Origin of the sequence: Paraburkholderia dinghuensis (assembly GCF_003837865.1) — a bacterium.
Lineage (GTDB): Bacteria > Pseudomonadota > Gammaproteobacteria > Burkholderiales > Burkholderiaceae > Paraburkholderia > Paraburkholderia dinghuensis.
The window spans coordinates 113833-127275 of sequence record NZ_RQIS01000004.1; the positions used below are offsets into that span (position 1 = coordinate 113833).

The following is a 13443-nucleotide window of genomic DNA, read 5'->3' on the forward strand; positions in this document are numbered from 1 at the left end:
GCCGGGGCATTGATACAATACCCCGCCATGGATGCTTCCCTGATACAGACGATCGCGGTCTACGCGCTTCCGGTCATCTTCGCCATTACGTTGCACGAGGCCGCGCACGGCTATGTCGCGCGCGCGCTCGGCGACAACACCGCGTACGTGCTCGGCCGCGTGTCGCTCAATCCGATGCGCCACATCGATCCGATCGGCACGATCGCGATGCCGCTGATCCTTTATTTCCTCACGAGCGGGGCGTTCGTGTTCGGCTACGCGAAGCCGGTGCCGATTTCGTTCGGGAACCTGCGTAATCCGCGCTGGGGTACGCTCTGGGTGGCGGCGGCGGGGCCGGCCTGCAACTTCATTCAGGCGCTCGTCTGGGGCGTGTTCGGCGTCGCGCTCGACGTATTCGGCGTCAGTGAGCCGTTCTTCACGCGCATGGCCGCGGCGGGTATCGGCGTGAATCTCGTGCTCGGCGTGCTCAACCTCTTTCCGCTTCCGCCGCTCGACGGCGGACGCGTTCTCGCGGCGCTCCTGCCGACGCGGGCGAGCATTGCGCTCTCGCGCCTCGAGCCCTATGGTTTCATCATCGTGATGGCGCTGCTTGTCACGGGCGTCTTTACCCGATTCTGGCTGCGCCCGCTCGTGAACCTGGGCTATGACGTAATCACGGCCGTCCTTACTCCACTTCTGTCGCTTCTTTCATAACATCATGTTCCCAGACCGTATCTTCTCCGGCATGCGGCCCACCGGGTCGCTGCACCTCGGCCACTATCACGGTGTGCTGAAAAACTGGGTGCGACTCCAGTCCGAGTACCCGTGCTTCTTCTGTGTGGTCGACTGGCACGCGCTCACGACGCACTACGAAACGCCCGAGATCATCGAGAAAAACGTCTGGGAAGTGCTGATCGACTGGCTGGCGGCCGGCATCGATCCGAACCAGGCGACGCTGTTCATCCAGAGCCGCGTGCCCGAGCACGCCGAGCTGTCGCTGTTGCTCGGCATGAGCACGCCGCTCTCGTGGCTCGAGCGCGTGCCGACCTACAAGGAGCAGATCGAGAAGCTGCGCGACAAGGATCTTGGGACCTACGGCTTCCTCGGCTACCCCGTGCTGATGGCCGCCGACATCCTGCTGTACCGCGCGTCGCTCGTGCCGGTGGGCGAGGATCAGGTGCCGCACGTCGAGATGGCGCGCGAAATGGCGCGGCGCTTCAACCACATGTACGGCCGCGAGCCGGACTTCGAGGAGAAGGCCAACGAAGCGGCGAAGAAGCTCGGCGGCAAGCGCTCGAAGCTCTATCACGAGCTGCGCAGCGCCTACCAGCAGGAAGGCAATGAAGAGGCGCTCGAACAGGCGCGCGCGATGTTGTCCGAATCGCAGAGCCTTTCGATGAGCGACCGCGAACGCCTCTTCGGTTACCTCGAAGGCTCGCGCAAGATCATCCTGCCGGAGCCGCAGGTGCTGCTCACGGAGGCGTCGCGCATGCCGGGCCTCGACGGCCAGAAAATGTCGAAATCGTACGGCAATACGATCGGCCTGCGCGAGGACGCCGAGTCGATCACGAAGAAGGTCCGCACCATGCCGACCGACCCGGCTCGCGTGCGCCGCACCGATCCGGGCGATCCGGACAAGTGCCCGGTGTGGCAGCTGCATGAGGTCTACACGGACGAAGCGACGCACGAGTGGGTGCAGAAGGGTTGCCGCTCGGCTGGCATCGGCTGCCTCGAATGCAAGCAGCCCGTGATCGAAGGCATCCTGCGCGAACAGCAGCCGATGCTCGAACGTGCGCAGAAGTACATGGACGACCCGTCGCTGTTGCGCGCGATCGTCGCCGATGGCTGCGACAAGGCGCGCAAGTTCGCGAACGAGACCATGCGCGACGTTCGCGAAGCAATGGGCCTCGCGTACAACTAACGGCGGTTGCCTTGACCACGACGCATACGTGTGCTGCCGGCGCGCCTCAGGGCGCGCTTGCCGAACCGTCGCGCTGGGTGCGCCGCTGGGCGCATCTGGTCGCGCCGGGTGGGGCGGTGCTCGACGTGGCGTCGGGGGGAGGGCGGCACGCGCGCTTCTTTGCTGAACGCGGGCATCCCGTGACCGCGCTCGATTGCGATGCGGCCGCGCTGGCGACGATGCGCGGCGTACCCGGCATCGAGACGCTCGAATGCGATCTCGAAGGCGCGCCCTGGCCGCTCGCGAACGAGCGCCTGGAATCGCGGTTTGCGGCGGTCGTCGTGACGAACTACCTGCATCGCCCACTAATGCCGCGTCTCATTGACGCGCTGGCGCCCGGCGGCGTGCTCATCTACGAAACCTTTGCGCAGGGGAACGGGACCGTCGGCAAACCGTCCAATCCCGCATTCCTGCTCGCGCCGGGCGAACTGCTGGAAGCATGTATGCCAGCGCTTCGGGTGATCGCGTACCAGGACGGATTTCTCTCACAGCCGCGTGAGGCATTTATCCAGCGGATCTGCGCAATACGCGAATCGCACAGCACGAATCCCGCTGAAATCAGCGGAAATCGAGATGCGACTCAGGTACTACCCGTACCGCGTTACGATCTGGCCGGCTAATCCGCTACAATCGCGCTTTAACGTACTCATTTTTTTGACGTTTCATGGCTAACGGCACTCAGGACGGCATTACGCTGCGCGGCAGCATCCCCGCGATCGTCACCCCCATGCATGAGGACGGCAGTCTCGATCTGCCGGCGTTCCGCAAACTGATCGACTGGCATGTAGAAGAGGGGACGGATGCCCTCGTCGTAGTCGGCACGAGCGGAGAGTCCGCCACGCTGGACGTCGAAGAACACATCCTGATGGTCAAGACGGCGGTCGAGCACGCCGCGGGCCGTTTCCCGATCATCGCAGGGTCGGGTGGCAATTCCACCGCCGAGGCGATCGAACTGACCCGTCAGGCCAAGGCCGTCGGCGCGCAGGCGTCGCTCCAGGTCGTGCCCTACTACAACAAGCCGACCCAGGAAGGGATGTACCGGCACTTCGCGAAGATCGCGGAGACGGTCGACCTGCCGGTCGTGCTGTACAACGTGCCGGGCCGCACGGTCGCGGACATGTCGAACGAGACGATCCTGCGCCTCGCGCAGGTGCCCGGCATCGTGGGCGTGAAGGAAGCGACGGGCAACATCGACCGCGCCGCGCACCTGATCAAGCACGCGCCGGAAGGCTTCAGGATTTTCAGCGGTGACGATCCCACTGCGATTGCGTTGATGCTGCTCGGCGGCCACGGCAACATTTCGGTGACCGCGAACGTGGCGCCGCGCCAGATGAGCGATTTGTGCAAGGCCGCGCTCGAAGGCGACGTGAAGACGGCGCGCGCGATTCACATGAAGCTTCTGTCGCTGCACAAGAACCTGTTCATCGAATCGAATCCGATTCCGGTGAAGTGGGCGCTGCAGGAACTCGGCCGCATCGAAGGCGGCATTCGCCTGCCGCTCACGCCGCTCGACGCGCGTTGTCACGACGCGGTTCGCACGGCGCTGCGCGAAGCTGGCCTGATCGGCTGACGCGTCCCAGATCTGCTGCCCAGCGCCCGATTTTTAACCGACGCCGCCACCCGCCCGTATCCACTACAGATCCCGGCTTTGCGTTCCAGTACCCCGAAGGTCCCCATGAAACGTTCCGCTCTTTCCCTCCACGCAACCCGCATGGCGGTGCTGGCACTGGCCATTGGCCCGCTCGCGGGCTGCGAATCGCTGAACGACTACTTCGCGTCCGACCGCGTCAACTATAAGGACACGCCGAGCGCGCCACCGCTCGCCGTGCCGCACGATCTCGCGGCGACGCCGACCGAACAGAAATACACCGCACCGCCGCCGCAACTGGCGCTGGGCGGCGCACCCAAGGGCTCGGTGACGACGGCGGGCAACACGACGCTCGGCACACCGACGGCACAAGACCCGCTCGGTATGCACGTCGAGCGCGACGGCGATCGTCGCTGGCTCGTGATCGACGGCCGCTCGCCCGACGATGTCTGGCCGATCCTGCAGGCCTTCTGGCCGGAAAACGGCTTCACGCTGTCCACCGACTCGGCGGCGACCGGCATCATGACGACCGACTGGGCGGAAAACCGCGCGAAAATTCCGGATGACTGGTTCCGCCGCACGATCGGCCGCGTGATCGACTTCGCGTACTCGTCGGGCACGCGCGACCGCTTCCGCACGCTCGTCACGCGCGGCCCGGACGGTCAGACCGACATTTCGATCACGCATGCCGCGATGGAAGAAATGCTGATGGGCCAGGACAAGACGCAATCGAAGTGGGTCGAGCGTCCGCGCGATCCGGCGCTCGAGGCGGAGTTCCTGTCGAAGCTGATGCAGAAGTTCGGTCTCACTGACGCTCAGTCGAAGCAACTGCTGACGGACGCGGGCACGTCGACGGCAGTCGCGCAACTCGACAAAGCCGCAGGCGGCGTCACGCTGGACTTGCCCGAGTCGTTCGACCGCGCGTGGCTGCGTGTGGGTATCGCGCTCGACCGCACGAATTTCACGGTCGATAACCGCGACCGCGCGAAGGGCATCTACTACGTTCGCTACGCCGACTCGATGCAGGAGCTGAAGGGCGACGGCCTGCTCGGCAAGCTGTTCTACAACCCGAAGACGGCTGCAAAGAACCAGGGGCCGGAGTTCCTCATCGCGGTTCGCGCGAAGAGCGACTCGCAAACGCAGATCGCCGTGCTCGACCACAACGGCCAGGTGGACACGTCGTCGGACGCGCAGCGCATCGTGGCTGCACTGCACGCCCAGCTCAACTGACGCGACCGTGCGCTTTGCTAGCCTCGGCAGCGGCAGTGAGGGCAATGCGCTGGTCGTAGAAGCAGGCCGCGGTGTCGGTGGTACGGGCGCCACGCGCGTGCTGCTGGACTGCGGTTTTTCGGCAAAGGAAGTCGAGCGGCGGCTGGCGCGAGCCGGTCTCGCCGCCGACACCCTCCACGCCATCCTCATCACCCACGAACACAGCGATCACATCGGCAGCGCACTCACACTCGCGCGTCGCTGGTCTATCCCGCTTTACATGAGCTGGGGCACGGCGCAGGCCGTTGGCGCCACTGATGCGGGCGTTGACCTGCGCGTCCTGTGGGGTGACGAGACGGTCGAAATCGGCGAAATCGGCGTGTTGCCCTATACGGTTCCGCACGACGCGCGCGAGCCGCTCCAGTTCGTGTTCAGTGACGGCGCGAGCAGGCTCGGCGTGCTGACCGATGTCGGCGAATCGACGCCGCACATCGCCTCGATCCTCTCCGGCTGCGACGCGCTCGTGCTGGAATGCAATCACGATCTCGCGATGCTTGCGGCGAGCCGTTATCCGCCTTCACTGAAGGCGCGCGTCGGCGGATCGCACGGGCACCTGAACAACGAAGCGGCCGCCGGCATTCTGTCGGCGCTCGATCGCTCAAAGTTGCGACACCTGGTCGCTGCGCACCTCAGTCAGCAAAACAACACGCCTGAACTGGCGCGCGCCGCGATGGCCGGTGTGATCGGCAACGCGGCGACGGAAATCGGGGTTGCATCGCAGGGCGAAGGGTTCGACTGGGTGGTGCTCTGAGCGGTCAACGCTCATAAGCAACTCAGAAGCAACTCACAAGCAGGCGCGGCGCGAAAAAAAAGCCCATGACGATTGTCATGGGCTTTTTTGTGCCAGCGGTACCGGCGAGCCGTCCGGCCCGCCGGACACGGCGGGGCTCAGTTGCGGTTGCCGCCGAAGATGCCGAGCAGCGCAAGCAGGTTCGTGAAGACGTTATAGAGGTCCAGATAGATCGCGAGCGTGGCCGAGATGTAGTTCGTCTCGCCACCGTTCACGACGCGCTGCACGTCGAACAGCATGTACGCCGAGAAGATCACGATGGCCAGGACCGAAAACGTGAGCATCAGCGCGGGCAGTTGCAGGAACATGTTCGCGACGCCGGCGAGCAGGAGCACGATCACGCCCATGAACAGCCACTTGCCGAGACCCGAGAAGTCGCGCTTGCTGACGGTGGCGATCGTGGCCATGGCCGCGAAAATCACGCCGGTGCCACCGAAAGCGAGCATGATGAGCGACGGGCCGTTCGAGAAGCCGAGGATGAATGACAGAAGCCGCGAGAGCATCAGGCCCATGAAGAACGTGAAACCGAGCAGCACGAAGACGCCGACCGAACTGTTCTTGGTGCGCTCAATGGCGAACATGAAGCCGAAGGCGATCGCGAAGAACGCGAGCAGGCTCATCGCCGGGCTGGTGGCCGCGAACAGGGAGAAACCGGTGGCGACGCCCACCCACGCTCCGAGCACCGTCGGCACCATCGACAGCGCGAGCAGCCAGTAGGTGTTGCGCAGTACGCGGTTGCGAGCCTCGGCCGAGATGACGGTGCCGCCGCGGCCGAAGTTATAGGGGTACTCGTTCATGCTTGCTCCTTGCGTGAGAGACGCGGGTTCTGATCTGGGCGCCACAGGCGGATGGGACGATCCGCACCTTCGTAAGATATGCGCGCCGCCCCGGAGTTTCAACGGGCCGACTCGCTCCTTCGCGGTCCAGTGTACTTCAGGCACCGTGCGCATCGCGCATGCCTTCAGTATTTTGGGGCCCGTGGCCGGGCTGACACCCCGCTTTGGGTCGCCTGGCGTCACTTCAGGCTGCTTTGCGCTACCTGGGGCGCTACTTTCGCGCCCGGCTAACAGGGTTCAATCGCAATCATACATGGGAACATGCTACAATTGCCGATTGTTTTAAACCTGTAACCTGTTAATTTTCTGGAGTTTTTATGGCGATCGAACGCACCCTGTCGATTATCAAGCCGGACGCAGTGGCGAAGAACGTGATCGGCCAGATCTACAGCCGCTTCGAAAACGCTGGCCTGAAGATCATTGCCTCGCGCATGGTCCACCTCTCGCGCGCCGACGCCGAGAAGTTCTATGCTGTTCACGCAGCGCGTCCGTTCTTCAAGGACCTCGTCGATTTCATGATTTCGGGCCCGGTGATGATACAAGTGCTCGAAGGCGAAGGCGCGATTCTGAAGAACCGCGATCTGATGGGCGCCACCGATCCGAAGAAGGCTGAGAAGGGCACGATCCGCGCCGACTTCGCCGACAGCATTGACGCCAACGCCGTGCACGGCTCGGACGCCGCTGAAACGGCCGCGGTCGAAGTCGCATTCTTCTTCCCGCAGGTCAACGTCTACTCGCGCTAAGCGAGTCGGCGCGAGTTGGATAAGCAGCACCCAGGTCGCGAACGGACATGGTGTTCACCGTCCACCCAGAGACTCGCTGGAGTCGCGTGGCCGGTCGGTGAACCCGCGGATCGACCAGCGGGTCGATCACGGGTAAACCGGGTTTCGCACTGAAATGGCAGGATTGACCATGACGAGCAGTTCCACCGTCAACCTTCTCGATCTCGACGCCCAAGGGCTCGTCGCCTATTGCGAGAGCCTGGGCGAGAAGCCGTTTCGCGCCAAACAGTTGCAGCGCTGGATCCATCAATACAACGCCGCCGATTTCGACGGCATGACGGATCTGGCGAAATCGCTGCGCGAAAAGCTCAAGGGGCGTGCCACCATCGGCATGCCGGGCGTCATCAGCGATCACGTCTCCGCTGACGGCACACGCAAGTGGCTCATCGATGTGGGCAACGGCAACGCCGTCGAAACCGTGTTCATTCCCGAAGAGACGCGCGGCACGCTGTGCGTGTCCTCGCAGGCGGGATGCGCGGTCAACTGCCGGTTTTGTTCGACCGGCAAGCAGGGATTCTCCCGCAACCTCACCACCGCCGAGATCATCGGCCAGCTGCGCATGGCGGAGTTCGCGTTGCGCGCTTCGCTGCTCGGCGAAGCTGGCGGCAAGGCTACCGGCGGCGACGGCAAGGGTGAGCGTGTCATTACGAACGTCGTGATGATGGGTATGGGGGAGCCACTCCTGAACTACGAAGCCGTTGTGCCGGCGATGCGCCTGATGCTCGACGACAACGCGTACGGTCTGTCGCGCCGGCGCGTCACGCTCTCGACCTCGGGCGTCGTGCCGATGATGGACCGTCTCGGCGCGGAATTGCCCGTGGCGCTGGCCGTCTCGCTGCACGCACCGAACGACGCGCTGCGCGACGAACTCGTGCCGCTGAACCGCAAGCATCCGCTGCGTGAACTGATGGCCGCATGCGAGCGATATCTGAAAGTCGCGCCGCGCGACTTCATCACGTTCGAGTACTGCATGCTCGACGGCGTCAACGACACGGAAAAGCACGCACACGAATTGCTCGCGGTTACGCGCGACGTTCCGTGCAAATTCAATCTGATACCGTTCAACCCGTTTCCCGAATCGGGACTCCTGCGCTCGAAGCCTGAGCAGATCAAGCGCTTCGCGCAGGTCCTGATGGATGCGGGCGTCGTCACGACTGTGCGCAAGACGCGCGGGGACGATATCGACGCGGCCTGCGGGCAGCTCGCAGGCGAAGTGAAGGACAGAACGCGCCTTGCTGAACGTACTGCGCGAAAGGTCATCGAGGTAAGGCCGGTGCAGCATTGACAGTGCCGGTGACGATGAGGCCAGGGCGGCTGCGCGGGGGGGCCGCGCCGTCATGGTTGTATTGGTCGGAAACGTTGCAAAGCGATCGGAAGCGGCACAGACGCCGCACATTTTGTTATAAACGGTCTGCGAATCGCGGGGCATGAAGCACCCGGGCGGTTCCAGGATTGAAAAGAAACGACGCAAGGATCACGGATGAGCGAGCCGCAGCACCCTTTCGGGACAGACACCAACGCAGGTCGTCCGGCGCCGGGCAGTGCGCCATCGCCGGTGCAACCCGTTCCCGACACGATGATCGCTGCCGGCGCGCGCCTTGCCCAGCTGCGCGAGGCGAAGGGTTGGGCGGTTGAGGACGTGTCGGCGCGGCTGAAGGTGTCGGTGCAGAAGTTGCGCTCGCTCGAAGCCGGCGATTTGACCCATCTGCCAGACACGACGTTCGCACTCGGCGTGGTGCGTAGCTACGCGAAGATGCTCGGTGCGGATCCCACTCCGTTCACGCAGGCGCTGCGCCGCGAACGCGGTATGCCGGAGCCGGATCTGTCGATGCCCGCTTCGGCCGGTTCCGACCTGCCGCGCGGCCGTGTCTCGCTCACCCTCGGCGGCAACGCTGCGCCACGCCATCGTTCGTGGCTGTGGGGCGTCGCGGCTGTGATCGTCGCGGTGATCGCGATCAGCATGTGGCATACGAACAGCGGTGAATCGTCGGCGTGGTTCGCGCGCCTGAAGTCGATGGCGAATGGCGCGCCTGCGCAACCTGGCGGGGCATCGGCGACGGTGGCCGAAGGCCAGACCGCTGGCGCTGCAGGCGCATCCACTGTAGAGGGCGATCAGGCGCAGACGAGCGCAAACGCTCAGGCGAGCGATGCCGCGGCAGGCACCGAAGCGGCCGCGCCGGCCGATGCGGCGCCTGCGGCCGCAGGCAGTGCGCCGCAGGCCGTGGCGCCGGTGGCGCCCGCCGCGGCAGCGAGCGCTCCGTCCGCTGCTGTGGTGAGCACCCCGAAAGCGCCGGCCGCAGCAACGCCGGCCGCGAGTGAGCCGGTCGCGCAGAGCGCGTCGGCGGCGCACGTTACGCCGACGGCGGATGCCTCGGGCGCGGATACATCGACGTTCGCGATCCGCGTGACACAGGACACCTGGGTCAACGTGCGGCAGAAGGACGGCAAGGAGGTGTTCTCCGGTATGGTTCGCGGCAGCGATGCGCGCGAGATCACGGGCACCGAGCCGTTGAAGATTACTGTGGGCAACAAGGCCGGCATCGAGTCGATGACGATCGACGGCCAGCCTGTCGATTCGTCGAAGTACGCGTCGGCGCGCGGGAATGTCGCGCGTTTCGTGTTGCCTTGATAGATACATGGCATGCGTTGCGGCCGGTCGTCGTTCACGTCATTCACGATTGGCCGGCCGCAACGCTTTTTAGCTTGATCAATTCGCGCGCGGTGGCGTTTTTTGTCGCGCGCGAGGCGTAAATGGGTTTCCCGATGCAAACCGAACAGCAATTTCCGTCCAGCACGTCCAGCACCAGCCAGATCTGTTCGAATGAACCGATCCTCGGCGGCCACGCGCCGCGCCGCAAGTCGCATGGCGTTCACGTTCGCTGGGGCGGCAACCTTGTGACGGTCGGCGGCGACGCACCTGTGCGCGTGCAGTCGATGACGAACACCGACACCGCTGATGCGATCGGCACCGCCATCCAGATCAAGGAACTCGCGCAGGCCGGTTCCGAACTCGTCCGGATCACCGTCAACACGCCCGAGGCGGCGGCCGCGGTTCCGGCAATCCGCGAGCAGCTCGATCGCATGGGCGTGTCGGTACCGCTCATTGGCGACTTCCACTACAACGGCCACCTGCTGTTGCGCGACTATCCGGGCTGTGCCGAGTCGCTTTCGAAATACCGGATCAACCCGGGCAACGTGGGTCAGGGCGCCAAGCGCGACACGCAATTCGCGCAGATGATCGAGGCCGCGGCGAAGTACGACAAACCGGTGCGCATCGGCGTGAACTGGGGCAGCCTCGATCAGGACCTGCTCGCGAAAATGATGGATGAGAACGGTGCGCGCAGCGAGCCGTGGGAAGCGCAAAGCGTGATGTACGAGGCGCTGATCCAGTCGGCGATCGGGTCGGCGGAACGCGCAGTCGAACTCGGCCTCGGTCGCGACAAGATCATCCTGTCGTGCAAGGTGAGTGGCGTGCAGGACCTGATCGCCGTGTACCAGCAGCTCGCGAAGCGTTGCGAATTCGCGCTGCACCTCGGGCTGACCGAGGCGGGCATGGGCTCGAAGGGCATTGTCGCGTCGACGGCGGCGCTTTCCGTGCTGCTGCAGCAAGGCATCGGCGACACGATCCGCATTTCGCTCACGCCGGAACCGGGTGCGTCGCGTACGGGCGAAGTCGTGGTCGGTCAGGAAATCCTGCAGACCATGGGCCTGCGTTCGTTCACGCCGATGGTCATCGCATGTCCGGGCTGCGGCCGCACGACGAGCACGCTGTTCCAGGAACTCGCGTCGCAGATCCAGAACTATCTGCGTGCGCAGATGCCCGTGTGGCGCTCCGAATATCCGGGCGTCGAGACGATGAACGTCGCCGTGATGGGTTGCATCGTGAACGGCCCGGGCGAATCGAAGCACGCGAACATCGGCATCAGCCTGCCCGGCTCGGGTGAGAACCCGGCTGCACCCGTGTTCATCGACGGCGAGAAAGTGAAGACGCTGCGCGGCGAGCGCATCGCTGAAGAATTTCAGCAGATTGTGAGCGACTACGTCGTGCGCAAGTACGGCAAGGCCGAAGCTACCGCCTGACGCAACCGGCCGCGAGCAAGCAGTCACGCACCGACGCCACGCACAACCGAATACCGCCAATCGTAATCAGATGACTGAACAGAAAAGAAAGCCCGAAAAGCTCACCGGCGTGAAGGGCATGAACGACATCCTGCCGCAGGAGGCAGGGCTGTGGGATTTCTTCGAAACGACCGTGAAGTCGATGCTCCGTTCGTACGGATACCAGAACATCCGCACGCCGATCCTCGAACACACACAACTTTTCACGCGCGGTATCGGTGAAGTGACCGACATCGTCGAGAAGGAAATGTACAGCTTCACCGATGCGCTGAACGGCGAGAATCTCACGCTGCGTCCGGAGAACACGGCTGCGGTCGTGCGCGCGTCGATCGAGCACAACATGCTCTACGACGGCCCGAAACGTCTGTGGTACGTCGGTCCGATGTTCCGCCACGAGCGTCCGCAGCGCGGTCGCTATCGCCAGTTCCACCAGGTCGGCGTCGAAGCGCTCGGCTTCGCGGGCCCGGATGCGGACGCGGAAATTATTCTGATGTGTCAGCGTCTGTGGGACGACCTCGGTCTCACCGGCATCAAGCTCGAAATCAACTCGCTGGGTCTCGCTGAAGAGCGTGCCGCGCATCGCGTTGAACTGATCAAGTATCTCGAGCAGCATGTCGACCTGCTCGACGAAGACGGCAAGCGCCGTCTCTACACGAATCCGCTGCGCGTGCTCGACACGAAGAACCCCGCGCTGCAGGAAATCGCGAACAACGCGCCCAAACTGATCGACTTCCTGGGCGAGCACTCGCGCGCGCACTTCGAAGGGCTGCAGCGCATCCTCAAGGCGAACAACATTCCGTTCACGATCAATCCGCGTCTCGTACGCGGTCTCGATTACTACAATCTGACCGTGTTCGAATGGATCACCGACAAGCTCGGCGCGCAGGGCACCGTCGCGGCGGGCGGCCGCTACGACCCGCTGATCGAGCAGCTGGGCGGCAAGCCGACGGCGGCTTGCGGCTGGGCGATGGGCGTCGAGCGCATCCTCGAATTGCTCAAGGAAGACGACCTCGTGCCGCAAGACGAAGGTTGCGATGTCTACGTTGTCCATCAAGGCGACGCCGCGCGCGACCAGGCGTTCATCGTGGCGGAGCGCCTGCGTGACACCGGCCTCGACGTGATCCTGCACTGCAGCGCCGACGGCCAGTCTGCGAGCTTCAAGTCGCAGATGAAGCGCGCGGACGCGAGCGGCGCTGCGTTTGCGGTGGTGCTCGGCGAGGACGAGGTGGCGAACGGCGTGGTCGGCGTGAAGCCGTTGCGCGGCGTGGCCGCCGACGCGCGCAACGAGCAGCAAACCATCGCGCTCGAAGACTTGACCGAATATCTAATCAATGCGATGGTTGCATCCGCCGAAGACGGCGACGACTGATCGCGTTCGGCAGAAAACACCTGCACAACACCCTCGGCGTGCCTGATTTGCGGATCAGGCGCGCGAGATGACAGGCTGGATAAAAGAGAAGGAATCGCTACGCGATGAGTTACCACGACGAACAGGAATCGATCGAGAGCTTCAAGGCATGGTGGGCGCAGTGGGGGAATCTCACTACGTGGATCGTGCTGATCGCTCTGCTCGCGCTCGCCGCGTGGAACGGCTGGAATTTCTGGCAGCGCCGCCAGGCGGCCGAGGCCTCGGTGCTGTACGACCAGGTGCAGCAGGCCGTGAACGGAAACGACAAGGCCATGCTCACGCGCGTCGCGTCCGACATGGAAGACCGCTTCGGCGGCACTGCATACGCGCAGATGACGGCCCTTGCGGTCGCGAAGGCGCTCTACGCAGCTGGCGACACGACGGGTGCGAAAGCGCAGCTGCAATGGGCCGCCGACCACGCGAAGGACGACGAATTCCGCATGATCGCGAAGCTGCGTCTCGCGGCGTTGCTGCTTGACGAAAAGGCCTACGACCAGGGCCTCGCACTGATTCCACAGCCTGATTCGGGTCCGTTCAAGGGCATCGTCGCGGACGGCCGCGGTGACCTGCTCGCCGCGCAGGGCAAGCGCGACGAAGCGCGCGCAGCCTACCAGCTCGCGCTCGACAACTTGCCGAAGAGCGACGCGTCCGAGCGTCAACTGATCCAGTTCAAGCTGGACGCGCTAGGCAGCTAAGGCGCACGTGCGCCGCG

13 protein-coding genes are annotated in these 13443 nt (G+C 64.2%); 12 read left to right on the plus strand and 1 reads right to left on the minus strand.

The genetic code is table 11. The annotated features are described in order from the left end of the window. The first annotated feature begins 27 nt into the window (after window positions 1-27). The 6 genes from D1Y85_RS06890 (at window position 28) to D1Y85_RS06915 (ending at window position 5547) form a co-directional block, all read left to right on the plus strand. Window positions 28-693 (plus strand): site-2 protease family protein, encoded by a 666-nt coding sequence (locus D1Y85_RS06890; protein WP_124150309.1) that lies wholly within the window; start codon window positions 28-30, stop codon window positions 691-693. 4 nt (window positions 694-697) lie between these two features. After that, a complete protein-coding gene (locus D1Y85_RS06895) occupies window positions 698-1900 on the plus strand; it encodes a tryptophan--tRNA ligase (protein ID WP_124150310.1) in 1203 nt (400 codons plus the stop codon). A gap of 11 nt (window positions 1901-1911) precedes the next feature. Continuing rightward, complete coding sequence (locus D1Y85_RS06900; protein WP_124150311.1) at window positions 1912-2559, plus strand: class I SAM-dependent methyltransferase; 648 nt, start codon at window positions 1912-1914, stop codon at window positions 2557-2559. A gap of 44 nt (window positions 2560-2603) precedes the next feature. After that, window positions 2604-3509 carry a 4-hydroxy-tetrahydrodipicolinate synthase gene (gene dapA / locus D1Y85_RS06905; RefSeq protein ID WP_124150312.1) on the plus strand — a complete coding sequence of 302 codons (906 nt, stop codon included), beginning with the start codon at window positions 2604-2606 and terminating at the stop codon, window positions 3507-3509. Between the two features lie 105 nt (window positions 3510-3614). Further along, entirely contained in the window at window positions 3615-4757 is a 1143-nt protein-coding gene (bamC, locus tag D1Y85_RS06910) for an outer membrane protein assembly factor BamC (protein ID WP_124150313.1), read from the plus strand. A 7-nt stretch (window positions 4758-4764) separates the two neighbouring features. Next, entirely contained in the window at window positions 4765-5547 is a 783-nt protein-coding gene (locus D1Y85_RS06915) for an MBL fold metallo-hydrolase (protein ID WP_124150314.1), read from the plus strand. A 137-nt stretch (window positions 5548-5684) separates the two neighbouring features. Here the strand turns inward: D1Y85_RS06915 and D1Y85_RS06920 are convergent, their stop codons facing one another. Then, complete coding sequence (locus D1Y85_RS06920) at window positions 5685-6383, minus strand: Bax inhibitor-1/YccA family protein (protein WP_124150315.1); 699 nt, start codon at window positions 6381-6383, stop codon at window positions 5685-5687. Window positions 6384-6739: 356 nt separating this feature from the next. On the opposite strand from D1Y85_RS06920, the gene ndk reads away from it, so the two are divergent. The 6 genes from ndk (at window position 6740) to D1Y85_RS06950 (ending at window position 13426) form a co-directional block, all read left to right on the plus strand. Beyond that, entirely contained in the window at window positions 6740-7165 is a 426-nt protein-coding gene (ndk, locus tag D1Y85_RS06925) for a nucleoside-diphosphate kinase (protein WP_124150316.1), read from the plus strand. Window positions 7166-7334: 169 nt separating this feature from the next. Continuing rightward, window positions 7335-8489, plus strand: a complete 1155-nt coding sequence (gene rlmN / locus D1Y85_RS06930; RefSeq protein ID WP_124150317.1) for a dual-specificity RNA methyltransferase RlmN — start codon at window positions 7335-7337, stop codon at window positions 8487-8489. A 195-nt stretch (window positions 8490-8684) separates the two neighbouring features. Continuing rightward, window positions 8685-9833 carry a helix-turn-helix domain-containing protein gene (locus D1Y85_RS06935; protein ID WP_124150318.1) on the plus strand — a complete coding sequence of 383 codons (1149 nt, stop codon included), beginning with the start codon at window positions 8685-8687 and terminating at the stop codon, window positions 9831-9833. A gap of 134 nt (window positions 9834-9967) precedes the next feature. Continuing rightward, window positions 9968-11284, plus strand: coding sequence for a flavodoxin-dependent (E)-4-hydroxy-3-methylbut-2-enyl-diphosphate synthase (gene ispG, locus D1Y85_RS06940; RefSeq protein WP_185218925.1), 1317 nt, complete (start codon window positions 9968-9970; stop codon window positions 11282-11284). Between the two features lie 70 nt (window positions 11285-11354). Then, window positions 11355-12692 (plus strand): histidine--tRNA ligase, encoded by a 1338-nt coding sequence (hisS, locus tag D1Y85_RS06945; RefSeq protein WP_124150320.1) that lies wholly within the window; start codon window positions 11355-11357, stop codon window positions 12690-12692. A gap of 104 nt (window positions 12693-12796) precedes the next feature. After that, window positions 12797-13426 (plus strand): tetratricopeptide repeat protein, encoded by a 630-nt coding sequence (locus D1Y85_RS06950; RefSeq protein ID WP_124150321.1) that lies wholly within the window; start codon window positions 12797-12799, stop codon window positions 13424-13426. Window positions 13427-13443 lie beyond the last annotated feature (17 nt).

What these genes read in the sequence shown, in the direction of transcription:
- dapA (WP_124150312.1), top strand. Translation starts at nt 2,604, where the DNA reads ATGGCTAACGGCACTCAGGACGGCATTACGCTGCGCGGCAGCATCCCC.
- D1Y85_RS06935 (WP_124150318.1), top strand. Translation starts at nt 8,685, where the DNA reads ATGAGCGAGCCGCAGCACCCTTTCGGGACAGACACCAACGCAGGTCGT.
- rlmN (WP_124150317.1), top strand. Translation starts at nt 7,335, where the DNA reads ATGACGAGCAGTTCCACCGTCAACCTTCTCGATCTCGACGCCCAAGGG.
- D1Y85_RS06895 (WP_124150310.1), top strand. Translation starts at nt 698, where the DNA reads ATGTTCCCAGACCGTATCTTCTCCGGCATGCGGCCCACCGGGTCGCTG.
- ndk (WP_124150316.1), top strand. Translation starts at nt 6,740, where the DNA reads ATGGCGATCGAACGCACCCTGTCGATTATCAAGCCGGACGCAGTGGCG.
- hisS (WP_124150320.1), top strand. Translation starts at nt 11,355, where the DNA reads ATGACTGAACAGAAAAGAAAGCCCGAAAAGCTCACCGGCGTGAAGGGC.
- D1Y85_RS06890 (WP_124150309.1), top strand. Translation starts at nt 28, where the DNA reads ATGGATGCTTCCCTGATACAGACGATCGCGGTCTACGCGCTTCCGGTC.
- D1Y85_RS06950 (WP_124150321.1), top strand. Translation starts at nt 12,797, where the DNA reads ATGAGTTACCACGACGAACAGGAATCGATCGAGAGCTTCAAGGCATGG.
- ispG (WP_185218925.1), top strand. Translation starts at nt 9,968, where the DNA reads ATGCAAACCGAACAGCAATTTCCGTCCAGCACGTCCAGCACCAGCCAG.
- D1Y85_RS06920 (WP_124150315.1), bottom strand. Translation starts at nt 6,383, where the DNA reads ATGAACGAGTACCCCTATAACTTCGGCCGCGGCGGCACCGTCATCTCG.
- bamC (WP_124150313.1), top strand. Translation starts at nt 3,615, where the DNA reads ATGAAACGTTCCGCTCTTTCCCTCCACGCAACCCGCATGGCGGTGCTG.